Source organism: Streptococcus cuniculi (assembly GCF_004570575.1).
Taxonomy (GTDB): domain Bacteria; phylum Bacillota; class Bacilli; order Lactobacillales; family Streptococcaceae; genus Streptococcus; species Streptococcus cuniculi_A.
Genome location: NZ_SPPD01000009.1, coordinates 41,090 through 67,483, shown reverse-complemented (window position 1 = coordinate 67,483; position 26,394 = coordinate 41,090). Strand labels below are relative to the sequence as shown.

General features: G+C 46.0%; 25 protein-coding genes and 1 pseudogene. 20 read left to right on the top strand and 6 right to left on the bottom strand.

Annotation, left to right across the window (positions count from 1 at the left end):
• Positions 1–41: 41 nt before the first annotated feature.
• From manA to lacD, 6 genes are all read left to right on the top strand, one after another.
• A complete protein-coding gene (manA, locus tag E4T82_RS07225; protein ID WP_135182181.1) occupies positions 42–986 on the top strand; it encodes a mannose-6-phosphate isomerase, class I in 945 nt (314 codons plus the stop codon).
• A 139-nt stretch (positions 987–1,125) separates the two neighbouring features.
• Complete coding sequence (secA, locus tag E4T82_RS07220; protein ID WP_135182180.1) at positions 1,126–3,651, top strand: preprotein translocase subunit SecA; 2,526 nt, start codon at positions 1,126–1,128, stop codon at positions 3,649–3,651.
• 73 nt (positions 3,652–3,724) lie between these two features.
• Positions 3,725–4,096 carry a holo-ACP synthase gene (acpS, locus tag E4T82_RS07215; RefSeq protein ID WP_135182179.1) on the top strand — a complete coding sequence of 124 codons (372 nt, stop codon included), beginning with the start codon at positions 3,725–3,727 and terminating at the stop codon, positions 4,094–4,096.
• Complete coding sequence (gene alr, locus E4T82_RS07210; protein ID WP_135182178.1) at positions 4,077–5,180, top strand: alanine racemase; 1,104 nt, start codon at positions 4,077–4,079, stop codon at positions 5,178–5,180. Before acpS ends, alr begins: the two co-directional genes overlap by 20 nt.
• Positions 5,181–5,834: 654 nt before the next feature.
• Positions 5,835–6,983 (top strand): N-acetylglucosamine-6-phosphate deacetylase, encoded by a 1,149-nt coding sequence (gene nagA, locus E4T82_RS07205; RefSeq protein WP_135182177.1) that lies wholly within the window; start codon positions 5,835–5,837, stop codon positions 6,981–6,983.
• Between the two features lie 74 nt (positions 6,984–7,057).
• On the top strand, positions 7,058–8,056 hold the full coding sequence (gene lacD / locus E4T82_RS07200; RefSeq protein ID WP_135182176.1) for a tagatose-bisphosphate aldolase: 999 nt from the start codon (positions 7,058–7,060) through the stop codon (positions 8,054–8,056).
• Positions 8,057–8,406: 350 nt separating this feature from the next.
• On the opposite strand, the gene E4T82_RS07195 is transcribed toward lacD, so the two are convergent.
• Positions 8,407–9,756, bottom strand: coding sequence for an aspartate kinase (locus tag E4T82_RS07195; RefSeq protein WP_135182175.1), 1,350 nt, complete (start codon positions 9,754–9,756; stop codon positions 8,407–8,409).
• 139 nt (positions 9,757–9,895) lie between these two features.
• Between E4T82_RS07195 and E4T82_RS07190 the strand changes: the two genes are divergently transcribed.
• From E4T82_RS07190 to E4T82_RS07125, 14 genes are all read left to right on the top strand, one after another.
• Positions 9,896–10,534 carry an HAD family hydrolase gene (locus tag E4T82_RS07190; protein ID WP_135182174.1) on the top strand — a complete coding sequence of 213 codons (639 nt, stop codon included), beginning with the start codon at positions 9,896–9,898 and terminating at the stop codon, positions 10,532–10,534.
• A 241-nt stretch (positions 10,535–10,775) separates the two neighbouring features.
• A complete protein-coding gene (gene fabM / locus E4T82_RS07185) occupies positions 10,776–11,564 on the top strand; it encodes a trans-2-decenoyl-ACP isomerase (protein WP_135182173.1) in 789 nt (262 codons plus the stop codon).
• A gap of 540 nt (positions 11,565–12,104) precedes the next feature.
• Positions 12,105–12,539 carry a fatty acid biosynthesis transcriptional regulator FabT gene (fabT, locus tag E4T82_RS07180; RefSeq protein ID WP_135182172.1) on the top strand — a complete coding sequence of 145 codons (435 nt, stop codon included), beginning with the start codon at positions 12,105–12,107 and terminating at the stop codon, positions 12,537–12,539.
• Positions 12,536–13,513: a beta-ketoacyl-ACP synthase III gene (locus E4T82_RS07175; RefSeq protein WP_135182171.1), complete on the top strand. Its 978-nt coding sequence runs from the start codon at positions 12,536–12,538 to the stop codon at positions 13,511–13,513. The genes fabT and E4T82_RS07175 overlap by 4 nt, the downstream gene beginning before the upstream one ends.
• Positions 13,514–13,572: 59 nt before the next feature.
• A complete protein-coding gene (locus E4T82_RS07170) occupies positions 13,573–13,797 on the top strand; it encodes an acyl carrier protein (RefSeq protein WP_075105491.1) in 225 nt (74 codons plus the stop codon).
• A 195-nt stretch (positions 13,798–13,992) separates the two neighbouring features.
• The gene (gene fabK / locus E4T82_RS07165) at positions 13,993–14,958 is read left to right on the top strand and encodes an enoyl-[acyl-carrier-protein] reductase FabK (RefSeq protein WP_135182170.1); all 966 of its coding nucleotides are present in this window, start codon (positions 13,993–13,995) and stop codon (positions 14,956–14,958) included.
• 1 nt (position 14,959) lies between these two features.
• A complete protein-coding gene (fabD, locus tag E4T82_RS07160; protein ID WP_135182169.1) occupies positions 14,960–15,883 on the top strand; it encodes an ACP S-malonyltransferase in 924 nt (307 codons plus the stop codon).
• A 3-nt stretch (positions 15,884–15,886) separates the two neighbouring features.
• The gene (fabG, locus tag E4T82_RS07155; RefSeq protein WP_135182168.1) at positions 15,887–16,621 is read left to right on the top strand and encodes a 3-oxoacyl-[acyl-carrier-protein] reductase; all 735 of its coding nucleotides are present in this window, start codon (positions 15,887–15,889) and stop codon (positions 16,619–16,621) included.
• A gap of 11 nt (positions 16,622–16,632) precedes the next feature.
• Positions 16,633–17,865, top strand: a complete 1,233-nt coding sequence (fabF, locus tag E4T82_RS07150; RefSeq protein ID WP_135182167.1) for a beta-ketoacyl-ACP synthase II — start codon at positions 16,633–16,635, stop codon at positions 17,863–17,865.
• Complete coding sequence (gene accB / locus E4T82_RS07145) at positions 17,866–18,330, top strand: acetyl-CoA carboxylase biotin carboxyl carrier protein (protein ID WP_135182166.1); 465 nt, start codon at positions 17,866–17,868, stop codon at positions 18,328–18,330.
• The gene (fabZ, locus tag E4T82_RS07140; protein WP_135182165.1) at positions 18,327–18,749 is read left to right on the top strand and encodes a 3-hydroxyacyl-ACP dehydratase FabZ; all 423 of its coding nucleotides are present in this window, start codon (positions 18,327–18,329) and stop codon (positions 18,747–18,749) included. Before accB ends, fabZ begins: the two co-directional genes overlap by 4 nt.
• A 17-nt stretch (positions 18,750–18,766) precedes the next feature.
• Positions 18,767–20,137, top strand: coding sequence for an acetyl-CoA carboxylase biotin carboxylase subunit (gene accC / locus E4T82_RS07135; protein ID WP_135182164.1), 1,371 nt, complete (start codon positions 18,767–18,769; stop codon positions 20,135–20,137).
• A 34-nt stretch (positions 20,138–20,171) separates the two neighbouring features.
• Positions 20,172–21,038 (top strand): acetyl-CoA carboxylase, carboxyltransferase subunit beta, encoded by an 867-nt coding sequence (gene accD / locus E4T82_RS07130; RefSeq protein ID WP_135182163.1) that lies wholly within the window; start codon positions 20,172–20,174, stop codon positions 21,036–21,038.
• On the top strand, positions 21,035–21,802 hold the full coding sequence (locus E4T82_RS07125; protein WP_135182162.1) for an acetyl-CoA carboxylase carboxyl transferase subunit alpha: 768 nt from the start codon (positions 21,035–21,037) through the stop codon (positions 21,800–21,802). The genes accD and E4T82_RS07125 overlap by 4 nt, the downstream gene beginning before the upstream one ends.
• Positions 21,803–21,926: 124 nt before the next feature.
• Here E4T82_RS07125 and E4T82_RS13175 read toward each other — a convergent pair.
• From E4T82_RS13175 to E4T82_RS07100, 5 genes and pseudogenes are all read right to left on the bottom strand, one after another.
• Positions 21,927–22,280, bottom strand: a pseudogene (locus tag E4T82_RS13175) (hypothetical protein).
• A gap of 239 nt (positions 22,281–22,519) precedes the next feature.
• Positions 22,520–23,797 (bottom strand): serine--tRNA ligase, encoded by a 1,278-nt coding sequence (gene serS / locus E4T82_RS07115; RefSeq protein WP_135182160.1) that lies wholly within the window; start codon positions 23,795–23,797, stop codon positions 22,520–22,522.
• Between the two features lie 212 nt (positions 23,798–24,009).
• The gene (locus E4T82_RS07110) at positions 24,010–24,381 is read right to left on the bottom strand and encodes a DUF956 family protein (protein ID WP_135182159.1); all 372 of its coding nucleotides are present in this window, start codon (positions 24,379–24,381) and stop codon (positions 24,010–24,012) included.
• A 243-nt stretch (positions 24,382–24,624) separates the two neighbouring features.
• The gene (locus tag E4T82_RS07105; RefSeq protein ID WP_135182158.1) at positions 24,625–25,536 is read right to left on the bottom strand and encodes a PTS system mannose/fructose/sorbose family transporter subunit IID; all 912 of its coding nucleotides are present in this window, start codon (positions 25,534–25,536) and stop codon (positions 24,625–24,627) included.
• A gap of 15 nt (positions 25,537–25,551) precedes the next feature.
• Positions 25,552–26,352: a PTS mannose/fructose/sorbose transporter subunit IIC gene (locus tag E4T82_RS07100; protein WP_135182157.1), complete on the bottom strand. Its 801-nt coding sequence runs from the start codon at positions 26,350–26,352 to the stop codon at positions 25,552–25,554.
• Positions 26,353–26,394 lie beyond the last annotated feature (42 nt).

The following is a 26,394-nucleotide window of genomic DNA, read 5'->3' as shown; positions in this document are numbered from 1 at the left end:
TTTGCTATTATAAAAGAAGAATAGAGAAACGAGGAATCATTATGGCAGAACCATTATTTTTGAAATCTGTGATGCAGGAAAAAATCTGGGGTGGTACCAGGCTTCGGGAAGAGTTTGGCTACGACAGTTCGAGCGACCATGTCGGAGAATACTGGGCGATTTCAGCACATCCCAATGGCGTGTCAACTGTTAAAAACGGTGCCTATACAGGCTGGAAATTGGATGACTTGTACCGTGAACACCGCGAACTCTTTGCCAATCGTTCAGAAGAAGTCTTTCCGCTATTAACCAAGATTTTAGATGCCGATGATTGGCTGAGTGTGCAGGTTCATCCTGATGATGCTTACGGACTGGCACACGAAGGCGAACTTGGTAAAACGGAATGCTGGTATGTTCTAGCAGCCGATGAGGGCGCGGAAATTATCTACGGTCACAAGGCTCTCTCCAAAGAAGAACTCCGTGAGAAGATTGAGAAAAAAGACTGGGACGGTCTGTTGCAGCAAGTTCCTGTCAAGGCGGGAGATTTTTTCTATGTGCCAAGTGGGACCATTCATGCCATTGGAAAGGGCATCATGATTTTAGAAACGCAGCAGTCAAGCGACACGACCTATCGTGTTTATGATTTTGACCGTAAGGACGATGCGGGCAATCTCAGGGAATTGCATTTGGAAAAATCGATTGATGTCACCACAATCGGTGAGCCTGCAAATAGCAGACCAGCCACGCTTCACGTGGACGATTTGCGCTCAACCTTGCTAGTTGCCAACGATTTTTTCAGTGTCTATAAATGGGAAGTGACAGGGGAAGTCCGCGTGAAGCAAACTGCTGATTATTATTTGGTCAGTGTTTTGGCTGGTCAAGGAGAACTTGGTGTGGCGGGTCAAAGTTATCCAATCGCTAAGGGGGATCATTTTATCCTGCCAAACGATGTCAAGGATTGGACCTTTAAAGGGCAAGGCTTGGAAATGATTAGTAGCCACCCGTAAGGATGAAAAATGGATTTTAAACAGAGCCGATGAAGCAGGTGTTTCATCGGTTTAATCTATCGCTCATTCTTGAAAGTAGAGGGGAAACGTGCTATAATGAAAAGAACACAAAAAAGAATCGATACAAGTAAGGAATAAAATGGCAAATATTTTAAAAACGATTATCGAAAATGATAAGGGTGAATTACGAAAATTAGAAAAAATGGCCGACAAGGTCATTTCCTATGCAGATGAAATGGCTGCCTTGTCCGATGAGGAATTGCAGGCCAAAACAGTAGAATTTAAAGAACGCTACAACAAGGGGGAAACTCTTGATGACCTTCTATACGAAGCCTTTGCAGTTGTCCGTGAAGCGGCTAAACGGGTACTTGGTCTCTATCCGTATCCTGTTCAGATTATGGGGGGGATTGTTCTTCACCATGGCGATGTACCAGAGATGCGTACTGGGGAAGGAAAAACCCTAACAGCAACCATGCCCGTTTACCTCAATGCCTTGGCTGGTAAGGGTGTGCACGTTGTCACGGTCAATGAGTATTTGGCGAGCCGTGACGCGACAGAAATGGGTGAAGTATATTCATGGCTCGGTTTGTCTGTAGGAATTAACTTAGCAGCTAAATCTTCTCTTGAAAAACGCGAAGCCTACAATTGCGATATTACTTACTCAACCAACTCAGAAATCGGCTTTGATTACCTTCGTGATAACATGGTAGTCCGTGCGGAAGACATGGTACAACGTCCCTTGAATTTTGCCTTGGTCGATGAGGTAGACTCGATTTTGATCGACGAGGCGCGGACACCGCTTATTGTATCTGGTCAAACATCTTCTGAGACCAACCAACTCTATTTCTTAGCAGACAACTTGGTCAAATCATTGGAAGAGGATGATTACATCATCGATGTTCCATCAAAAACCATCAGTTTGTCTGACGCTGGAATTGACAAGGCAGAGAGCTTCTTCAAACTGAAGAATCTATATGACATTGAAAATGTAGCACTGACCCACTTTATTGATAATGCCCTTCGTGCCAATTATATCATGACCTACGATATTGACTACCTCGTAAATGAGGAGCAAGAGGTCATGATTATCGACCCCTTTACGGGTCGGACCATGGAAGGTCGTCGTTATTCGGATGGTTTGCACCAAGCAATTGAAGCTAAAGAAGGTGTGCCAGTCCAGAATGAATCAAAAACCAGTGCTTCTATTACCTATCAAAACCTCTTCCGTATGTATCGCAAATTAGCGGGTATGACAGGTACAGGTAAGACTGAGGAAGAAGAATTCAGAGAAATCTACAACATTCGTGTGGTTCCAATCCCAACCAACCGTCCGATTGCTCGTATTGACCACGAAGACCTATTGTACCCAAGTTTGGAGTATAAGTTTAATGCGGTTGTCGCAGATGTCAAGGCGCGTTATGAAAAAGGTCAGCCTGTCCTAGTCGGTACCGTTGCGGTAGAGACTTCTGATTATCTATCAAAACGTTTGGTGGCAGCAGGTGTTCCCCACGAAGTCTTGAATGCTAAGAACCACTATCGTGAAGCTCAAATCATTATGAATGCCGGTCAACGCGGTGCAGTTACCATTGCAACCAACATGGCTGGACGTGGAACAGATATCAAATTAGGCCCCGGTGTGCGTGAACTCGGTGGACTCTGTGTCATCGGTACAGAGCGCCATGAAAGTCGTCGGATTGACAATCAGCTCCGTGGACGTTCAGGTCGTCAAGGAGACCCAGGTGAATCTCAATTCTACCTCTCACTAGAAGATGATTTGATGAAACGCTTTGGCCCTGAGCGGATTAAAGCCTTCATGGAACGCATGAATCTGACCGAGGAAGAGTCTGTCATCAAATCTAAGATGTTGACGCGTCAAGTGGAAGGGGCTCAGAAACGTGTAGAAGGAAACAACTACGATTCACGTAAACAAGTTCTTCAATATGACGATGTCATGCGTGAGCAACGCGAAATCATCTACCGTCAACGTCAAGATGTGATTACTGCGGATCGTGATTTAGCACCAGAAATCAAGGCGATGATCAAGCGGACGATTGAACGCCAAGTGGCAGATCATAAGGCAGGCAAGCGCGATGAGGCCTTGCAAGCGATTCTACACTTTGCTCACATCAATCTTGTCCCAGAAGAGTCTATTAGCCTAGCGGATTTAGAAGGGAAATCAGATCAAGAGATTGTGGCTGATTTGTACAATCGTGCCTTGGAAGTGTACGACAGTCAAGTAGCCAAGTTACGCGACGAAGATCGTGTACGTGAGTTCCAAAAAGTCTTGATTCTTCGCGTAGTGGACAATCGTTGGACAGACCATATCGATATGATGGATCAATTGCGCAATGCAGTCAGCCTACGTGGATATGCACAAAACAATCCAGTTGTAGAGTATCAGTCAGAAGCTTTTGCGACCTTTAATGATATGATTGCTGCGATTGAGTTCGATGTAACACGTCTCATGATGAAAGCCCAAATTCATGACAATATTGAACGGGAGCGTACAAGTCATGAAGCACGTACAACGGCTGTTAAGAATATCGTCCCTGCCCAAGTAGCTACGAGTGAGCAAGTCAGCTTTGAAGGAGTGGATCGTAACGCCCCATGCCCATGTCAGTCAGGTAAAAAATTCAAGAACTGTCATGGACGCAAACATGTATAGTAAGAAAATATGAGGGAGGAGTGAGGGATCTAGTATTCAATCGAATACGGATTCCTCACTCCTTTTTTGAAAAATGATTGTAGGACACGGAATAGATTTACAAGAAATCGCTGCTGTTGAGGCAGCCATGAACAAGCACGATCGCTTTGTCGAGAAAGTCTTGACGGAAAATGAACGAGAGCGATTTGAACAGTTGAAAGGTCGTCGAAAGCTGGAATACTTAGCCGGTCGATGGTCTGCTAAAGAAGCCTTTGCTAAGGCACTAGGAACGGGAATTGGCAAGGTTGGATTTCAAGATATTGAAATTTTGACAGATGACAAGGGAGCACCCTATGTCGCCAAGTCTCCTGTTCGAGCTAAGTCTTGGCTCAGTATTAGTCACTCTGCTGGTTTCGTGCAGGCCAGTGTGATTTTGGAGGAAGTAGATGAAAGCAAGCACTCATAGACCCACAAGGATTCAGGTCAACTTGTCAGCTATCTCATACAATGTAGAGCAGGTTAAGCGCCACTTGCCGGAAGAGACCAAGGCTTTTGCGGTGGTCAAGGCCAATGCTTATGGACACGGGGCGGTTGCGGTAGCGCGTCACCTAGAAAGTCAAGTCGATGGTTTTTGTGTCTCCAACCTAGATGAAGCCTTGGAATTGCGCCAGGCGGGCATTTCTCGACAAATTTTAATTCTTGGAGTAGTTCCAGTAGAGGTTGTACCACTTGCTATTTCTGAGAAGATTACGCTGACAGTTACAAGCCTAGAGTGGCTGGAACAGCTCTTTGAGTGTGGCATTTCCTTAAAGGGGTTGACTGTCCATATCAAAGTGGATACAGGGATGGGCAGACTTGGTTTTCGGGATTGCCAGTCTCTCAATCAGGCTATAAATGACTTGAGAGATGAGGCCGTGCAAGTCGAAGGCATTTTTACCCACTTTGCAACAGCAGATGAAAAAGACGACAGTCAGTTTCAGACTCAACTTGCTCGCTTTAAAGAACTGCTTGCGGCACTAGACCAACTGCCTACCTGCATTCATGCTAGCAACTCAGCAACCAGTATCTGGCATGCAGATACTGTCTTTAGCATGGTTCGTCTGGGCAATGTCCTATACGGTCTCAATCCGAGTGGGCATGAGCTAGACTTACTCTATCCCGTTCAGCCAGCTTTGCAGTTGACCTCTGAATTAATCCATGTCAAAGAAGTCGAAGCGGGAAGCAGTATCGGCTATGGTGCGACCTACCATAGTGAAGAAGCGGAATATATCGGCACTGTTCCGATTGGCTATGCGGATGGTTTTTTGCGTGCAATGCAGGGCTTTGCGCTCTTAGTCGAGGGTGAAGTCTGTCCTGTTGTCGGTCGGGTTTCCATGGATCAGATTACCATCCGCCTACCGAAAAAGTATGCTTTAGGGACACCTGTGACTCTGATTGGTCAAAGTGGAAACGGTACGATTTCCGTGCAGGACTGGGCAGATTACCTAGAGACTATTAACTATGAAGTGGTCTGCACCCTGTCTGACCGCATTCCAAGGTATTATAAGTAATATAAAGATCATTTGTTGCTCCAAATGGTCTTTTTCTGGTTTGGGCAAGTCCTTGTAGCTAAACCTTCTTCCTCCAACTCGGAGCCTTGCACAAGATACGACAGGAGTGAACTTGCTACGCATGTTTTCATCGTCTGTTGTACACCAAAGATACACTGTATCTTTGGTGCGTTAAAAACTCAAAGCGCACTCAAGAGTATCCGTAAGAGACTAGGACAAAAGTACTAACCTCCGTAGTTTTATCATTTTGAACCGCTTGACGCAGTAGTTCCAACACCCCCCTGCACCGAGAAGAAAGTAAAGCTACACTTTGCCATATTTCCCGATTGAAATAGTTCCCCGCACTATTTCAACCTTCAACAGTCCACAGGACTGTTGAAGCAAGGTGAGTAAACGACGTCAGGTTTTGATTTTTAACGAGTATTCCATTTTCGTTCTTATTATTCCTCTTTGGCTTGTAGCTTTTTAGTCGGTTTGCAGTTGATCGTGACTTGTTACTTGGTGCTTTATTTTTGAGCGTATTTTTGGCGCTGGGAAACCAAAAATAACTTGACAATTGGGCAAAAGGTGAGTACAATAATAGGAGAGGTTATAACCAGTTTCGGGTTAATATGTTAAATCAAGTAGAATCGAGTCTTAATGAAAGGAGACGATATGTCACATTATATTTTTGCTAAGTCCATTATTTTATCAGATAGGGAGCTAGAAAATGCCTATCTTGAGATTACAGATGATGGTCAATTTGGTGCGATTGTAACGGAAAAACCAGATGGTGATATCGTGGATTATGGAGATTATCACATTGGACCAGGTCTCGTTGATACCCACATCCACGGCTATGCGTCGCATGATGTCATGGATAATGATTTTGAAGGAATCAAGGTGATTTCAGAAGGGCTCTTGTCCTGCGGTGTGACGTCTTGGTTGCCCACTACTCTTACGGACTCTACAGAAAATCTGGATGCAGTCTGCGAAACGATTGGTCGCCATGCAGGTGAGGAAACCGGTGCCAAGATTCAAGGGATTTTCCTTGAAGGACCATTTTTCACTGAGAAATATAAGGGAGCGCAAAATCCTAAGTACATGAGTGACCCCTCGGTGGAAAAATTGGACAACTGGCACCGCTTGTCTGAGGGCTTGGTCAACAAGATTGCCATTGCTCCAGAACGGGAGGGTATAGAAGCCTTTATCGATTTTGCCAATAGCAAGCACATTCGTACCGCCCTTGCCCATAGCGATGCGACCTATGATCAAGCTAAGAAAGCAGTGGAAGCAGGAGCGAATATCTTTGTCCATGTCTACAATGGTATGAGCGGACTTCATCACCGAGAGCCAGGCATGGTTGGTGCAGCACTTGATTTGAAGAATGTCTTTGCGGAAGTGATTTGTGACGGACATCATGTGCATCCTGCAGCTGTTGAGATTGTTCTGAAGGCGCGTGGTGCAGATGAAACTGTCCTCATTACGGACTGTATGCGGGCTGGTGGTCAAGGAGAAGGCGATTCTCGTCTCGGTGAATTTGAAGTGGTGGTCAAAGACGGAACAGCTCGTTTGAAACACAATGGCAGCCTAGCAGGGTCAATCTTAGAATTGATTCAAGCGGTCGAACACATCGTAGAATGGGGCTTAGCAAGCCTACCAGATGCTGTTCGGATGGCTTCACTTGCGCCAGCAAAATCTGTCAACATCGATCATGTCTGTGGACAAATTGCAGCAGGTCGCGCAGCAGATTTCATTGTGGTTGATGACAAGGGGCATTTGCAGGCTACTTACTTGGACGGTGTCAAACGTTTTAGTAAATAGCCCTAACAACGGATAGTTTATTGGCGAAAGGCCAGTTATTATTGCTTATATTCTACTTTACGAGGAGGAAGATAATGGAAAAATTACAACTTTCACAGGAAAAGTTCAATCATTTAGTTCGCCTATCAAATGATGAAAAAGTGATTGCAGCTCTTGCGATTGACCAACGTGGTGCCTTGAAGCGCCTCTTGTCAGCGGCAGCAGATGCTGACTTTGGAGATGACATCTTGGTGGATTTCAAAAAAGTCATCTCAAGTGATCTAACTCAGTATGCAAGCTCCATCTTGTTGGATGCCGAGTACGGTGTACCAGCAGCAGGATTGCGTCATCCAGATTGTGGCTTTATTGCCGCTTATGAAAAAACAGGGTATGATGCTTCAACGCCAGGTCGCTTGCCTGACTTGCTACCACATTGGTCTGCCAAACGGATTAAGGAATTGGGTGCAGATGCTGTGAAAATCTTGCTCTACTACGATGTAGATGATAAGCCAGAAATCAATGACATTAAGCATGCTTGGGTGGAACGAATCGGTAGTGAGTGTATTGCTGAGGATATTCCATACTTCGTGGAAATCTTGACCTACGATGCGAGCGATATGGATGTGACGTCACGTGAATATGCAGCTTTGAAACCTCATAAGGTGAACGGCGCTATGCGGGAGTTTAGCAAGCCACGTTACAATGCAGATGTCTTGAAGGTAGAAGTGCCTGTTAACATGAACTTTGTGGAAGGCTACACTGTTCAAGAGCCAGTCTACAGCTTAGAGGAAGCTAAATCTTACTTTAAGGAGCAAGCAGAAGCAACCCATCTACCATTTATTTTCTTGAGTGCAGGTGTATCTGCGAAACTCTTCCAAGAAACATTGGTGGTAGCTAAAGAAGCAGGCTCTAGCTTTAATGGTGTGCTTTGCGGTCGGGCTACTTGGAAAGACGCAGTTGCCGTCTTTGCAAAAGAAGGTGAAGCAGCAGCCAAGGCTTGGTTGGCAGACCAAGGTCGCAAAAACATGGAAGAATTGAACGGTGTTCTTGCAACAACTGCAAGTTCTTGGCTCGATAAAGTAGAAGTAAAATAATATGCAAAAATCCAACTCTGTATCAAGAGTTGGATTTTTATAAGAAATTGTTTTTTGCTTTCTATTGAGTATGGGGAGGGTTGGAGATAAAACGAGTAAAACTCGTGTCAAACGCCCTCGTATCTTGGGCAATTGAACACGGGCTAAAAGCTCGGAAAATAGATAAACATTCCTAGAAGCTACGCTTCTTCGTCATGTTTCCTAATTTTCAGTCGGTTTTTTAACGGCTTCACATCTTAACTGAACACGCCCTAAACTCTGTGCGAAAAAGATAAATACTCCTAGAAGCTCCGCTTCTTCGTCGTATTTCCTATTTTCGCTTTGAGTTTTTAACGGGCTCGTATCTTGTGTTACCCGAAAAAGGCTTGATACAAGGCTTTTAGGGCTTTTTCTTTTTCTTCGGTTTTAATGGCGAAGAGGATAGAAACTTCGCTTGCACCTTGGGAAATCATGGCCAAGTTGACATTTTCTTTTGAAAGAGCTGCGGTTGCAGTTGCAGTAACCCCGACATGGCTCTTCATGTTTTCACCGACGATCATGATAATAGACAGACCGTGCTCGATTTCTGCCTTGTCCACTTCTAGTTTTGAATTGAGTTGGCGGAGGATTTCTTCTTCCTTGATTGGTGTCAATTCACGGCTACGCAAGACCAGAGAAAGGTCATCGATACCAGTCGGCATGTGTTCCCAACGGATATTGAGATCTTCAAGGATATTCAAGACCTTGCGTCCAAAACCGACCTCGCGGTTCATCAGGTATTTGGACATATTGATGCTGACAAAGCCATCGTCTGCTGCGATACCGACAACTGGCAGGGTGTGGTCGGTATGCTTGAGGACAATTCGTGTACCAGGGTGATCAGGATTGTTGGTATTTTTAATGACGAGAGGAATCCGACCACGATAGGCAGGAAGAAGGGCTTCGTCATGAAGCACTGAAAAGCCAGCGTAGGCCAACTCCCGCATTTCACGGTAGGTTAATTCCTTGATGGAGTGGGGATTGTGAATGATACCGGGGTGGGCCGCAAAAATCCCGTCCACATCGGTAAAGTTTTCATAGAGCTCCGCCTTGACACCAGCTGCTACGATAGAACCGGTAATGTCTGAACCGCCGCGAGAGAAAGTACAGATTTGATTGTCAACGGTTACTCCGAAAAATCCCGGAATGATGAGGACTTCATCTGCCTCTTTTAAGGCTTCAATCTTGTCATAACTAGACGGCAAAATGCGAGCATTTCCAGGTTCGGAGCTGACAATGATGCCTGCCTTTTTAGGATGGATATAGCGGGCTGGAACGCCTTTATAGGTGAAATATTCAGCGACTAATTTGGCATTGTTGTCTTCTCCGGCCGCCAAAAAGGCATCGTAGAGAAATTCATTGTCGTCAATTGGAAGAGTTGCCAAGGTAAGAATGCTTTCTGCAATCTTCTTCATACACTTGCCAGGAAAACCTAACTCGTCCACCATGGCTTGGTAGCGGTTGATAATCCACTCTTGACTAGCAGAAACATCTTTGCCATCGATATATTCTTTGTAGTATTTGATGAGGGCATCGGTCACCTTGGTATCCTTGCTATCGCGTTTACCAGGGGCGGATACGACGACAAATCGACGTTCTGGATCTGCTTGAACAATGTTGAATACTTTTTCAAGTTGGGCAGCTGAAGCAAGGGAGCTACCACCAAATTTTGTCACTTTCATAACAATTTTCAATCTCCTTTTATGCTTTTCAACATTATAGCAAAAACTACTACGCTTGTCAGTAGGCTTAGTATGAAAGTTTAGGAATGTTTCGATTTATGCTATAATGATATAAAAAACATCAAAAAAGGAGTAGTAGATGGCCTATAAAGGGATTATTTTTGATATGGACGGTGTCTTGTTCCAGACGGAACATTTCTATTATCAGCGACGGGCAGATTTTCTAGCGACCAAGGGTTTGTCGGTCGCTCACCTAAATCCAGCTATTTTTGTTGGAGGTCGGGCCAAACAAGTGTGGAAGCTCGTCCTGCAGGACGATTATGACAACTGGGATATCCCAGCCCTAGAAGCAGAATACAAAGAGTACAAGGAAGGTCGACAAACGCCCTACAAGGATTGTCTCTTCCTAGATGTGCCAAGGGTTTTGGCTAGTCTAAAGGAAAAGGGGATTGAACTTGCACTGGCTTCTAATACAGATCGCAGCGAGATTGAGCGTGCCTTGACCGAAGCGGGGATTCGTTCTTATTTCTCCCATGTCTTTTCTGGGACAGAATGTAAAGCCTGTAAGCCTGACCCTGAAGTCTACGAAAAAGTCTGGAGCGCGCTAGGCTTTGCCAAATCCGAAACTCTGGTCATCGAAGATAGCCCGAAAGGAATCGAAGCAGGAAAAGCCGCGGGTCTAACTGTCTGGGCCATTCGAGATCAAGAATTGGGCTTAGATCAGTCGCAGGCAGATGATTTTTTAGATCGACTGGGAGATTTGCTGGATAAGTTGTAAATGTAAGGAGCCTTGACTCCTTTTTTGTTATTTCTAAGACGAAATCGCATCGGCTGTCACACCAGAACTCCTTGTTTTCTGAAAAATATGTGATAGAATAGCTCCAACACGTAAAACCTCTTTCTTTGAGGCATCAAATGATCGTCGTTTCGCTTTGATTGATGATATGGTTCACTCATCAAAAGGAAACGATGCTAGCAACTAAAAGTTGACAGTCTATAACCATAAAAGGAGGACAAAGATGACCTATGAAACGATTCGGTATGAAGTAGAAGAGCGTATTGCGAGGCTGACCTTGTGCCGTCCCGAAGTATCAAATGGCTTTAATATTCCCATGTGCGAAGAAATGCTAGATGCAATTGGGCAAGCTGATTCAGATGAGGTAGCGCTTCTCATTATCCAAGCAGAGGGAACTGTTTTTTCAGTCGGCGGTGATTTGGTCGAAATGAAACGGGCTGTAGATGAGGATGATATTGCGTCCTTGGTCAAAATCGCAGAGCTGGTCAACCAGATTTCCTTTGCTCTTAAGAAATTGCCCAAGCCCGTCATCATGGTGACCGACGGTGCGGTGGCAGGGGCGGCAGCCAATATGGCTGTTGCAGCAGATTTTGTCCTTGCCTCTGATAAGACCAAGTTTATTCAGGCCTTTGTTGGTGTTGGTCTAGCACCTGATGCGGGTGGCTTGTTCTTGCTCAGTCGTAGTATCGGCGCAACCCGTGCCAGTCAACTTGCTATGACAGGCGAAAGTCTAAGCGCAGAAAAAGCCTTGGAATATGGACTGGTGTACAAAGTAGTCGAGCAGGAAAAATTAGTCAAGACCTGCCAGCAGTTGGTCAAACGCCTTTTAAGAAATTCGCCAAATTCCTACCGTGCCATCAAAGAATTGATGTGGAAGAGTGAATTTGAAACATGGGAAGAATATGCAGGGCTAGAACTTGATTTGCAACGCGAACTAGCTTTTAAAGAAGATTTTAAAGAAGGAGTCCGAGCTCATTTTGAACGCCGTAGACCACGGTTTGCAGGACAGTAGGAAAACGCACTCGTATTTTGAGTAATTGAACTCGCCCTAAACTCTGTGCGAAAAAGATAGTTAGCTGTTTTGGCTTTAGCCGATTACAGCTGAGAATCGAGGTCCATTTGAAAAAGCTAGCGCAACTTGTTAAGTTATAGTTTCATGTTGGCGGTAGCTAGCTGGATATTCACTACATTTCATTTGTTTAATTGAACACGGACTAAGAGCTGTGTAAAAAAAGATAGGCAGCTGTTCTCGCTTTAGCGAGTTACAGCTGAGAATCCCTTTAGTGGATAGGTAGCTGTTTTGGCTTTAGCTAGTTACAGTTACGAATGCCTTTAGGTGGACGTAGCTGTTTCAGCTTTAATTGATTACAGCTGGGAATATTAGGCTGAAAACCTCCACTGGAGCTTTTCACTCGTCGTATTTCCTATTTTGTCTAGGAGTTGTTTCACGTCCTCGTATCTTGTTTTTTTCCGGTGTGACAAAAAATATTTGACAATCAAACTAATTTGTCGTATACTTTGATAGTCAAAGTATGTAAGGAGGCATTCGATTGTGGAAGATGCAAAGATCAATGAATATCTGACTGCGATTTTTAATAATGTGCTCATTATTGAGGAGACCAGTCTGCGGGGGAGCCGCTTCAAGGATATTTCAATCAAGGAGATGCACACGATCGATGTCATTGGTGACAAAGCCGGTGTAACTCCGAGCGATGTTGCCCGTACTTTGATGGTGACACTAGGTACGGTGACCACCAGTCTGAATAATTTGGAACGAAAAGGCTATATTGAACGGATTCGATCGACCAAGGATCGTCGTGTGATTCATCTTCATTTGACCAAAAAAGGAAGATTGGTCTATCGTTTGCACCAACGATTTCACAATGAAATGGTGCGCCAGATTACATCAGATATGGATGAAGCCGAATTTAAGGTCATGAAAAAGGGTCTCTTGAAACTCTATCATTTCTTGGAGGACTTAAAATGACAACCTTTGCAAAAATCAGTCAGGTGGCTCACTATGTGCCAGCGCAGGTCATTGAAAATGATGATTTAGCGCAGCTGATGGACACGAGTGATGAATGGATTGCTTCGCGGACAGGCATTCGCAGGCGCCATATCACAAAAGATGAAGAGACCAGCGATTTAGCCGCGCAGGTAGCTACGCAACTCTTACAAAAAAGTGGCACTGCTCCAGAAACGATTGATTTTATCATCGTTGCAACGATTACGCCCGATTCAGCTATGCCTTCAACAGCAGCGCGAGTTCAAGCTAAGATTGGGGCAACGCAGGCCTTCGCCTATGACTTGGTCGCAGCCTGTTCAGGTTTCGTCTTTGCCTTATCTACTGCTGAAAAACTCATTGCTTCAGGGCGCTACCAAAAGGGTCTAGTGATTGGGGCAGAGATCCTATCAAAAGCCCTTGACTGGTCAGACAGAAGCACAGCGGTTCTCTTTGGAGATGGGGCGGGTGGTGTCTTGTTAGAAGCGACCGATCAGCCGCATTTCTTAGGAGAAATTCATCGGACAGATGGCAGCAGGGGCACGGATTTGCAGTCGGGTGTCCTAGGACTTTCATCTCCATTTTCAGAAGCAGGAGAAGATGCTCCCTATCTGAAAATGGAGGGGCGCTCCATCTTTGAATTTGCGGTTCGAGATGTGACCAAGACCTTGGACGACTTGTTAGCTAGTCAGGGCTTGACGGATGAGGATGTGGATTATTACCTACTCCATCAGGCCAACCGGCGGATTTTGGAAAAAATGGCCAAGAAGTTGCGCAGCGACATCCGTAAATTTCCAGCCAATATGGCGGAGTATGGCAATACCAGTGCGGCAAGTATTCCGATTCTACTATCGGAGTGTGTCGAGCAAGGAAAAATTTTCCTTGATGGCAGCCAAACCCTTGTCTTAAGCGGTTTTGGTGGAGGCCTCACCTGGGGAGCCATTCTTTTAACACTTTAGTTAATGAACTGTTTTTACAGTTATTAAAAATTTTATTATTTTCTTAAAGGAGAAACATCATGGCAGTATTTGAAAAAGTACAAGCAATTATAGTGGAAGAACTTGGTAAGGACGCAGAAGAAGTAACCCTTACAACAACATTTGAAGATTTAGATGCAGATTCATTGGATCTTTTCCAAGTCATCTCAGAAATTGAAGACGAATTTGATATTCAAATCGAATCAGAAGATGGTTTGAATACCGTAGCGGATTTGGTCGCTTACGTGGAAGAACAAACAAAATAAGACAGAAGAACAATAAAGAATAAAAATGCTAGTATCTAGCATTTTTACTGGAGTAAATACTTTGATTATCAAAACGTTGAACCATCAAAGTATTTTAAATAGGTAGTGGGGACAAGCACCCCGCTTCCTTGTTTAGTTAATTGTTTGATGTTCAAATGATTAACTAAGCAAATGAAGAATTGAAAAGGGGACATGATGCAAACAAAGATTACAGAACTACTTGAGATTGAGTATCCGATTTTTCAAGGTGGCATGGCTTGGGTTGCAGATGGAGACCTAGCTGGAGCAGTATCAAATGCTGGTGGTCTAGGGATTATCGGTGGAGGAAATGCTCCGAAAGAAGTCGTTAAAGCCAATATCGACAAGGTTAAGGCGCTGACAAATAAGTCCTTTGGTGTCAATATCATGCTCCTTTCACCCTTTGTCGATGATATTGTGGACTTGGTCATTGAAGAGGGCGTAAAAGTCGTGACAACTGGTGCTGGCAATCCAGGAAAATATATGGAGCGGTTCCATGCGGCGGGTATTACCGTCATTCCGGTCGTTCCAAGTGTTGCACTAGCGAAGCGGATGGAAAAGCTAGGTGTGGATGCGGTCATTGCAGAAGGCATGGAAGCAGGGGGACACATCGGTAAATTGACGACCATGACCTTGGTGCGGCAGGTGGCAGAAGCGGTTTCGATTCCTGTGATTGCAGCGGGTGGAATCGCAGACGGTCATGGGGCTGCGGCAGCCTTTATGCTGGGAGCAGAAGCCGTTCAGGTCGGGACCCGTTTTGTGGTCGCAAAAGAGTCCAATGCCCATCCCAACTTCAAGGCTAAGATTCTCAAGGCAAAAGATATTGATACCACCATTTCTGCTCAAGTGGTTGGCCATCCTGTACGGGCGATTAAAAACAAGCTCTCGACAGCCTATGCGAGTGCAGAAAAAGACTTCCTTCGTGGCTTGAAAGACAGCAAAGACATTGAAGAGCTAGGGGCAGGTGCCTTGAAACATGCAGTAGTAGATGGTGATGTGGAATACGGTTCTGTCATGGCTGGTCAGATTGCTGGATTGATTACCAAGGAAGAGTCTTGTGCCGAGATTGTGCAAGATATTTATGAGGGAGCAGCCCAAGTTATCAAGGAACAAGCAGCACGTTGGGCAGGAAATGGAGCATAAGATGATAAAAACAGCCTATCTATTTGCTGGTCAAGGAGCCCAATATCTAGGAATGGGACGGGACTTGTATGACCAGTATGACATTGTGAGACAGACCTTTGATGAGGCGGCAAGCGTCCTTGGTTATGATGTGCGAGACTTGATTGATACCGATGAAGAAAAGCTCAACCAGACCCGCTATACTCAGCCCGCTATTTTAACGACTTCGGTTGCGATTTGGCGCTTGCTCAAGGAAAAAGGAGCAAGAGCAGACATGGTAGCAGGTCTATCTCTGGGAGAGTACAGCGCCTTGGTAGCATCAGGTGCTCTGGACTTTAAGGAGGCGGTTGCCTTGGTGGCAAAGCGCGGTGAATATATGGAAACGGCTGCGCCAGCAGGGAACGGTAAAATGGTAGCGGTACTACATGCGGACTTGGACACCATTGAGAGTGCCTGTCAGGCTGCATCGATTCATGGCATTGTAGCGCCTGCCAATTACAATACCCCAGCTCAAATCGTCATTGGCGGTGAAGTAGCCGCGGTTGATGCAGCGGTTGCCTTGTTAAAAGAAGCTGGCGTGAAGCGAATGATCCTGCTCAATGTATCAGGTCCCTTTCATACCGCCTTATTGCAACCCGCTTCAAGGCGCTTGGCCGAGGATTTGGCAAGCATTTCCTTTGGGGATTTTGAGATTCCCTTGGTTGGAAATACCCTTGCTCGGGTCATGACCAAGGAGGAGATTGTGCCACTTTTGACCCGTCAGGTGATGGAGCCTGTGCGATTTTATGATGGGATTGCCTGCATGCAAGCAGCAGGGGTGACAGAATTTGTCGAAATTGGTCCGGGAACAGTCTTGTCAGGCTTTTTGAAAAAAATCGACCGTTCGGCACGTGTTCAGCAGGTGGAAAATCTGGCGACACTCACAGCGTTTACAACAGAGGACTAACAAATGGAAGTAAGTGGAAAAAATGTATTGATTACAGGGTCTAGTCGTGGAGTTGGCCTAGCGATTGCCCAGGAATTTACCAAGCAAGGTGCCAATGTTATCTTAAATGGACGAAGCAGCATTTCAGAAGAGGTCTTAGAGAGCTTCTCTGGTTATGGTGTCAAGGTTCATGTGGTGCTGGGTGATGTCGGAGAGCAGGCAGATGCCAAGCGTATGGTGGCTGAAGCCATTGATTTGGCAGGGTCTGTGGATATCTTGGTCAACAATGCGGGGATTACCAAAGATGGGCTTGCGCTCAAGATGACAGAAGATGATTTTGAAGCGGTGCTCAAGGTCAACCTTACAGGGACTTTCCACATGACGCAGGCTGTATTAAAGCCAATGACCAAGGCAAGGAGTGGTGCCATTATCAATGTCTCCAGCGTCGTTGGATTGATAGGAAATGCTGGTCAGGCCAACTATGCCGCATCTAAGGCAGGTGTGATTGGATTGACCAAGTCCATTGCCCGTGAAGTGGCAGGGCGCAATGTTCGTGTCAATGCGATTGCTCCGGGCTTTATCGAGTCGGATATGACAGCGGTCTTAGCAGATAAGATCAAAGAAGCCATGCTCGGGCAAATTCCGATGAAGCGCTTTGGCTTAGCACAAGAAGTGGCAGAGGTCGCTGTTTTCCTCGCTCGCCAAGAATACCTCACCGGACAAGTCATCGCCATTGACGGTGGCCTAACCATGCAATAAAGGAGTAAGATATGACAACACATCGCGTAGTAGTAACAGGATACGGTTTAACCTCACCGATTGGCAATACACCTGAAGAGTTTTGGCGCAGTTTAAAGACTGGAAAAGTCGGGATTGGTCCAATTACCAAGTTTGATACGAGTAGCTACAATGTTCACAATGCAGCAGAGGTCACCGATTTTCCATTTGATAAATATTTCGTTAAAAAAGATACAAATCGTTATGACTTGTACTCGCTTTATGCCATGTATGCGGCTCATGAAGCAGTTGCGAATGCGAATTTAGAAACGGAAAGCCTTGATCGTGACCGCTTCGGGGTCATCTTATCTACTGGTATCGGTGGGATTAAGGAAATCGAAGAGCAGGTTGAAAAGATGAATACCAAAGGGGCGAAGCGCATTCGGCCGATGGCTCTTCCTAAGGCGCTTCCGAATATGGCTGCGGGAAATATCGCCATGCAGGTAGGTGCAAACGGTATTTGCAAATGCGTTATCACTGCCTGTGCGTCCTCAAATGATGCCATTGGCGAAGCCTTTCGGGAAATCAAATTTGGTTTCCAAGATGTTATCCTAGCAGGCGGAGCAGAAGCAGCGATTACCCCGTTTGCTATCGGTGGTTTCCAGGCCTTAACAGCCCTCTCCACTACTGAAGATCCCCTGAGAGCTTCTATTCCTTTTGATAAGGACCGCAATGGCTTCGTCATGGGAGAAGGAGCAGCGGTTCTGGTCTTAGAAAGTCTCGAGCATGCTGAGAAGCGTGGAGCTACTATCCTAGCGGAAATTGTAGGCTACGGCAATACCTGTGATGCCCACCATATGACCTCTCCTCATCCAGAAGGGCTCGGTGCCGTCAAGGCGATGAAACTAGCGCTTACGGAAGCAGGTCTTGCACCAGAGGATATTGATTACATTAATGCGCATGGAACATCAACGCCGGCTAATGAAAAAGGAGAAAGCCAAGCGATTGTGACCGTATTTGGAACCGACACACCTGTTTCTTCTACCAAGTCCTATACAGGGCATTTATTGGGAGCTGCAGGAGCCATTGAGGCGGTTGCGGTGGTGGAAGCTATGCGCCATTCGCACGCTCCAAAAACAGCAGGCACCCAAGCCTTATCAGAGGACATTGAAGCAGATGTCATTTACGGAGAGGGACGCGACATGGAGATTCGCCACGCCATTTCCAATACCTTTGGTTTTGGGGGGCACAATGCTGTCGTTGCCTTTAAACGTTGGGAGGATTAAGTGAACAATACAGAGATTAAAGACTTGATGGATCAGTTTGACCAGTCAAGTCTACGTGAGTTTTCCTATACAAATGAAGGGGTGCAGCTTGTCTTTAGTAAAAATGAGCACAAACTTGAACCGACAGTTCCAGTTGGAGCCTCAGTGGCTGTATCAGAAACGGTGGTTGCTCCTCAAGTGAATACGACGCCAGCACCAACTACAGGAGCGATACTTGATGCCACTAGTGAAGGGACGGTAGTAGAAAGTCCGCTCGTAGGAGTGGCCTATCTCTCACCAGCGCCAGACAAGCCAGCCTTTGTATCTGTAGGAGATACAGTGAAACAAGGGCAGACGGTGATGATTATCGAAGCCATGAAGGTCATGAATGAAATTCCTGCACCGTGTGATGGTGTAGTGGCAGAGGTCTTGGTTGCAAATGAAGAGGTGATTGAATTTGGACAAGGATTGGTGAGGATTGTATGATCGATATTCAAGCAATTAAAGAAGCCCTACCTCATCGCTATCCCATGCTTTTGGTCGATCGGGTACTTGAGGTGACGGAAGATGAGATTGTCGCCTTAAAAAATGTGACCATTAATGAGCCTTTCTTTAACGGGCATTTTCCAGACTATCCAGTTATGCCGGGGGTTCTCATCATGGAAGCTCTAGCCCAGACAGCAGGTGTCTTGGAATTATCCAAGGAAGAAAACAAGGGGAAATTGGTCTTTTACGCAGGCATGGACAAGGTCAAATTTAAAAAACAAGTCGTGCCAGGTGACCAGCTCATCATGACTGCCCGCTTTGTCAAACGCCGCGGCACGATTGCAGTCGTAGAAGCTAAGGCAGAAGTAGATGGAAAACTAGCGGCGAGTGGGACGTTGACGTTTGCCATAGGGAGTTAAGAGAAAGGAGGAGAGCCATGTTTCGGAAAATACTCATAGCAAATCGTGGTGAAATTGCGGTGCGAATCATTCGAGCGGCGCGTGAATTGGGGATTGCAACGGTGGCTGTCTATTCAACGGCTGACAAGGAAGCTCTCCACACCATGCTGGCTGATGAAGCGATTTGCATTGGGCCGGCTCGTTCGCGGGACTCTTATTTGAACATGAATGCCATTATTTCTGCAGCCGTTGTAACGGGGGCAGAGGCGATTCACCCGGGCTTTGGCTTTTTAAGTGAAAATTCAATCTTTGCGACCCTTTGTGCAGAAGTGGGTATTCAATTTATCGGACCATCTGGCGATGTCATGGACATGATGGGAGATAAAATCAACGCTCGCGCCCAGATGATTGCGGCCGATGTACCAGTGATTCCAGGATCTGATGGTGAAATCATGACAGCAGATGAGGCGCTTTCTGTGGCAGAAGCCATTGGCTATCCTGTCATGCTCAAGGCTTCAGCTGGTGGCGGCGGAAAAGGGATTCGCAAGGTCGGAAAAGCTGAGGACCTCGTATCGGCCTTTGAATCGGCATCAAGTGAAGCCAAGGCTGCTTTTGGCAATGGTGCGATGTATCTGGAGCGGGTCATCTATCCAGCCAGACACATTGAGGTGCAGATTTTGGCAGACCGATACGGCCATGTTGTGCATCTAGGGGAGCGGGATTGCTCGCTCCAGCGCAACAATCAAAAGGTGTTGGAAGAAGCCCCATCTATTGCTATTGGACAAACCTTGCGGGAGCAGATTGGGCAAGCAGCGGTACGGGCAGCAGTAGCGGTTGGCTATGAAAATGCAGGAACGATTGAATTTCTCTTAGATGAAGCAAGTGGCCAATTCTACTTCATGGAAATGAATACCCGCGTGCAGGTCGAGCATCCTGTGACCGAGTTTGTGACAGGGGTCGATATTGTTAAGGAGCAAATTCGTATTGCTGCAGGGCAGGAATTAAGTGTAAGGCAGGAAGATATCGAGATTCAAGGACATGCTATTGAATGCCGAATTAACGCTGAAAATCCAGCCTCTCACTTTGCGCCGAGCCCAGGGAAAATTTCCAATCTCTACCTACCGAGTGGCGGTGTCGGAGTGCGCGTGGACTCGGCTGTTTATCCGGGCTATACCATTCCCCCTTACTATGACAGCATGATTGCCAAGGTCATTGTCCATGGTGCCAACCGTTTTGAGGCTCTGATGAAAATGCAGCGGGCCCTTTATGAGTTGGAAATTGACGGTCTTGTGACCAATACGGATTTTCAGTTGGACTTGATTGCGGATAAGCGAGTTGTAGCTGGGGATTATGACACGGCTTATCTGATGGAAGAGTTTTTGCCCCGCTATCAAGGAGGGGTAGAATAAGCTCTAGCAGTCATCACTAGAAAAGGAGGAGTTCATGGCTCTATTTGGAAAAAAGGATAAATACATTCGCATCAATCCCAATCGGTCGCTCCTGAACGAGACCGCTCAGAAAAAGCCAGAAGTACCCGATGCCTTATTTTCAAAATGTCCAGCCTGCAAGCGCCTGATTTATCAGAAGGAGCTGGGACAGGAAAAGATGTGCCAGCATTGTTCCTACACCTTTCGGATCAGTGCCTTTGAGCGCTTGAACTTGACGGTCGATGAAGGCTCGTTTGAAGAGTGGTTTACAGGAATAGAAACTGACAATCCTCTGGATTTTCCTAATTATTTGGAAAAATTAGCTGCAGTCCGCAAAAAGACTGGGCTGGATGAAGCTGTCATGACAGGAAGGGCACGGATTGTGGGACAGGAGGTGGCGCTCGGCATCATGGATGCGTCCTTTATCATGGCCAGTATGGGAACGGTTGTCGGTGAAAAGATTACCCGCCTGTTCGAGCTTGCGACAGAGCAGGGTTTTCCAGTTGTCCTCTTTACCGCTTCTGGTGGTGCCCGTATGCAGGAGGGGATTATGAGCCTCATGCAGATGGCGAAGATTTCAACGGCTGTCAAACGCCATTCCAATGCAGGGTTGTTTTACCTGACTGTGCTGACAGATCCGACAACAGGTGGGGTGACCGCCTCCTTTGCCATGGAGGGCGATATTATTTTGGCGGAACCGCAGGCCTTGGTGGGCTTTGCAGGTCGCCGTGTCATTGAAACAACCGTTCGGGAGCAGCTGCCAGATGACTTTCAAAAGGCTGAATTTCTGCAAGAACATGGTTTTGTGGACGCCATTGTCAAGCGTCAGGAATTGCGGGAGACCATTGGTTACCTAGTACGATTGCACGGAGGAAATAGATGACGGAGATTGCAAAAATCATTCGACAGGCGCGAGATCAGGCACGGTTGACCAGTCTGGACTACGCTCGTCTACTCTTAGATGATTTCATGGAATTGCATGGTGATCGTCAGTTTCGCGATGACGGTGCGGTGATTGGTGGTGTCGGATTCTTAGGTGGTCAGCCTATCACGGTAGTGGGCATTCAAAAAGGCAAGAGCTTGCAGGATAATCTCAAGCGGAATTTTGGCCAGCCACATCCAGAAGGCTACCGCAAGGCACTCCGCTTGATGAAACAGGCGGAAAAATTTGGCAGGCCCATTCTTACTCTGATTAACACAGCGGGAGCCTATCCGGGAATTGGCGCAGAAGAGCGGGGACAGGGTGAGGCTATTGCCCGAAATCTGATGGAGATGAGTGACCTAAAGGTTCCGATTATCGCCCTTATTATCGGTGAGGGTGGGTCTGGCGGAGCGCTCGCCCTCGCAGTAGCGGATCAGGTTTGGATGTTAGAAAATACCATCTATGCAGTGCTTAGTCCAGAAGGGTTTGCATCGATTTTGTGGAAGGATGCGAGCCGCGCTATGGAGGCTGCCTGTCTTATGAAAATCACCTCCTATGAACTCTTAGAAATGGGAGTGATCGATCGGGTGATGTCAGAGCAGGGGAGCCAGCAAGAACTGGTAGAGCGCCTAAAACAAGAGCTGATTGTGACCTTTCAGCATTTGAGTGCTCTTCCAGCGGAACAACTCGTCGCGAAGCGTTACGAGCGCTTTCGGAAATACTAATACTCGTCAAAAATCAATTGTGGAAGCTAGTCAGAATTCGATTTTTATAGAATCCAGTATAAAAGGAGTAAAGACAATCGTGATTTCGAAAGAATCGATTGTCTTTACTCCTCTTGTTTATTTTTTACTCCACATTCCAAGCGACACCCTCGTATTTCCAACCGCGGGTCGAGAGGACGTTCTTCTCATTGGCATCTCGTGTGTAGAGGTGCTTTTTTTATACCTGCGTGGTAGAGACGATAAACTGGGGTATTGCCGCTCGATTTGTAGGCTTCCCCCTCTAGTTTGCCTTAAATGTGACACCTTCGTATTTCCCTCCAGAATTGACTAGGGTATTTTTTTCATTGATACTTGCTGTGTAGAAATGCTCTTTTGTTACTTGACTATATAATCTAAAAACATCTACCTTAGTGCCACTTTGAAAAACAAATCCCTCATTTTTCCATCCTGCTGCTTGCAATGTCTGAACTTCATTCATGTTTGTAATTAACAAATGCTCTTTTGTACCTATATTTATTTTTAGTATATCAAATTCACAAACAGTAATTAAGCGATGATGCTTGGATAAATCATTATTCGCCATTCAGGAAAGATGCCTCCTATCTTTTTCTGGTTGATGAGTAAAAACAAATGGCTAATCCCTTGCTGGTAGGTATTTTAGTACAAATCAAAATAGGTCGAGTCTTGCTCAACCTATTTTAAACGATTCAAATTGTCTTATCTGGGTGCGATCACCTCAGCCCCGCCCATGTATGGACGAAGAACTTCTGGGATGGTGACAGAGCCATCTGCGTTTTGGTAGTTTTCGAGGATGGCTGCAACGGTACGGCCTACGGCAAGTCCTGAACCGTTCAAGGTGTGTAGGAGTTTGACCTTGCCGTCCGCCTCATCACGATAGCGGATTTGGGCACGGCGTGCCTGGAAATCCTCCGTATTAGAACAACTAGAGATTTCACGATAGGCGTTTTGAGCTGGAATCCAGACTTCCAAGTCGTAGGTTTTAGCTGCAGAGAAGCCCATATCGCCTGTGCAGAGAGCGAGAACGCGGTAAGGGAGTCCTAACTTTTGAAGAATATTTTCTGCGTTAGCCGTCATTTTCTCGAGTTCTTCGTAGGATTCTTCTGGTTTGGCAAATTTGACCATTTCAACCTTGTGGAATTGGTGGAGACGAATCAAGCCACGGGTATCACGACCAGCAGAGCCAGCTTCTGAACGGAAAGATGGGCTCATGGCAGTGAAGTAAATTGGCAAGTCTTTGCCATCTACAATTTCATCACGGTAGTAGTTGGTCAATGGCACCTCAGCTGTCGGAATCATAACGAAGTTGGTGCCATCTAGCTCAAAGGTGTCTTCCTTGAATTTTGGATATTGGCCTGTACCAAACATAGAATCATGGTTGACCATGTAAGGGGTGATGACTTCTTGGTAGCCTTCTGCGATATGTTCATCTAGCATGAAGTTGTAGAGGGCACGTTCCAAGCGAGCGCCGAGGTTTTTGTAGAAGAGGAAGCGAGCGCCAGTTACTTTGGCACCACGTTCCCAGTCGAGAATCCCCAAGTCTTCACCGAGGTCCCAATGGGCCTTTGGTTCAAAGTCAAATGCTCGCGGTGTACCCCAACGGCGTACTTCTACGTTTTCTTCTTCGTCTGCCCCGACTGGTACGCTGTCATGTGGTGTATTTGGCAAGATGACGAGGATTGCCTGTAATTCCTCATCGATGGTAAGGAGTTCCGCATCCAATCCTTTAATGGTGGCAGAGAGTGCTTGCATGGCTGCAATCTTGTCGTCTGCATTTTCCTTATTGCGTTTGGCTTGGGCGATTTCAGCTGAGACGGTGTTGCGTTCTGCCTTTAACTCTTCCACCTTGACCAAGACTTCACGGCGTTTTGCATCTAATTCCTTAATCGTTGCAAGGGTTTCGGTGTCTACACCACGAGTGGCGAGTTTTGCAGCCACTCCGTCAAAATCTGCTCGTATGCGTTTGATATCTAACATGGTTTTCCTCCTATAAAAAATGCACTCACGGAAGCGTTGGAGTGACGAGAGCCACGGTTCCATCCAACTTCACATGAGTGCACTTTGTTCTATGATAAAAATGGGATAAACGGTAGAATTTCATATCCCTTGCCTATCTGCTCACAGCGACCGCAGACTTTCTGAAAAGCGCACGATACTACTTATCCGTTGCGACTATTATACTTGATTTTTTATTTTTTGGCAAATAGATTTTTAAAAAATTGCCCGATAGTTTGCAAAAGTGTCGGTAATTTCACGACTTTTTCGTCGCCGAGATGTCCTCTCGCTTCTTTTAATATCTTGCCTGAATCCTTGGAAGCAAAGAGGAATTTTCCACTGTCTGTAAAGACTTGGAAATGCCGACTCACTGTTTTACCAGAGACGTTGGCGCCAATCTGTTGGACATTTTCCCAGGGGATTTGGATGTAGTCTTCGACGTTGGCATCGGCATAAAATTCCAAGGCCTTGTCGCCGATGAGAAATTTCCCGACCTTGCCTCCCACCCCTAGGTAGGAAACCCCGGTGGTTTGTAAGTCAACGACCTTATTTTGTGATTGTACCATAATTGATCCTTTATTGTTGTTCTACTTGATTATATCATAAAAAGAAGGTCGAAACCTTCTTTTTATGAAACTGTGCGTACAGGTTCTTACACTCTATAAAAATCAAAATCTGATTAGGCAACGAAGTCGCAGGTAGTTGAAATAGTTGAGAACTATTTCAAGTTGGAAATAAGAAAAGTGCTACTTTTCTCAACCGTTCAGCAAGGCGAGTTAACGACATCAGAGTTTGATTTTTGACGAGTATTACATGATATGAGCTACACGAGCAAGGATACCAACGATAAAGAGTCCAATGATGATGGCGATTGGAGAAACTTTTTTCTTCAACAACCACATGCATAGGAAGGTAAGAAGCAAGTTCATAAACCCTGGAATCAAACCGTTCAAGTTATCTTGGAAGGTTGTGATCTTCGTAGGAGTTTGTGACAGTCCTTGACCGACTTGTTCAAAGGCTTGACGAATTCCTTCGCTACCAGCTGGTAATTGATCCCAGTGGATATAGGCTTTGTCTGCAAGCGGTACTTCTGATACATTGAAGGTAAAGTTGATAGATACCCAACGTTGTGCAAGGACTGCAAGGATAAACATACCAAGGATGGACGCGCCTTTGGTGATGTCTTGGAGGATACCACCTGACATGTCTTTGGTGATTTCAGAACCAGCCTTGTAGCCGATTTCTTGTGTGTACCACAAGAAGGACATGCGGATAAGGTTCCATGCAACAAAGAAGATGATTGGTCCAATAACATTTCCTGAAAGGGCAAGAGAAGCTCCGAGGGAACCGAGTATTGGACGAACGGTAAACCAGAAGACTGGGTCACCGATACCCGCAAGAGGTCCCATCATACCGATTTTCACCCCTTGGATAGCCGCGTCATCGATTTCAGCACCGTTTGCACGTTCTTCTTCAAGGGCAAGTGTTACTCCAAGGATAGGAGCTGCCACGTATGGGTGAGTATTGAAGAATTCCATGTGGCGTTTGAGGGCTGCTGCTTGTTCTTCTTTATTTGTGTAGAGTTTCTTAAGAGCTGGTACTAAAGAGTAAGCCCAACCCAAGTTTTGCATACGCTCGTAGTTCCAAGAAGCCTGAAGGAATTGTGAACGCCACCATACTTTTTTACGGTCGTTTACGGAAAGTTGTAATTTTTCTGACATTGTAAATCTCCCTTCTTAGTAGTCTTCTAAGATATCGCCGATTGGGTCGTTAGAGGTAGCACCTCCGCCGCCATTTCCACCTGTTTTTGAAAGGTGAAGATAGATAAGGGCAATTGCAACACCAAGAGCACCAAAACCGATCAAGGTGATTTGAGTGACCGCTGCAAGTACGAAACCAATCGCAAAGAATGGCCATACTTCGCGCGTTGCCATCATGTTGATAACCATAGCAAAACCAACGGCTACCACCATACCACCACCGACTTGCATACCACCTTTAAGCCATTCAGGCATGAGGTTAAGCATAGCTTGTACAGATTCAGCAGGAATCGCAAGCAGAAGAGCCGCAGGTACAGCGATACGAAGTCCTTGGAGGGAAAGAGCGATTAAGTGGTAGCGTTCAAGAGCTGCGAAGTTTCCTTTTTCAGCAGCGGCATCAGCCCCGTGCACAAGAGCGACAGAAGCTGTACGGACGAGCATAGTAAGGAAAAGTCCAGCAATCGCAAGAGGAATCGCAATCCCTTGAGCGACACTGATGGCACCTTGAGAGAAGTCGCCACCTTTTACGAGGATAATCGCTGCAGCAACAGATGCAAGCGCAGCGTCTGGGGCAACAGCAGCCCCGATGTTTGCCCAACCAAGAGCTACCAGTTGAAGGGCGCCACCGAGAGCAACGCCTGCTGCAAGGTTACCTGTTACAAGACCGATAAGGGTACAAGCAACGATTGGTTGGTGAAATTGGAATTGGTCGAGGATTCCTTCCATACCAGCAAGGAATGCGACTACAACGACCAAGATCATTGAAAGTAATGACATGATAGATCCTTTCTTTTCATAACTTATGGATAGAACAGAGTG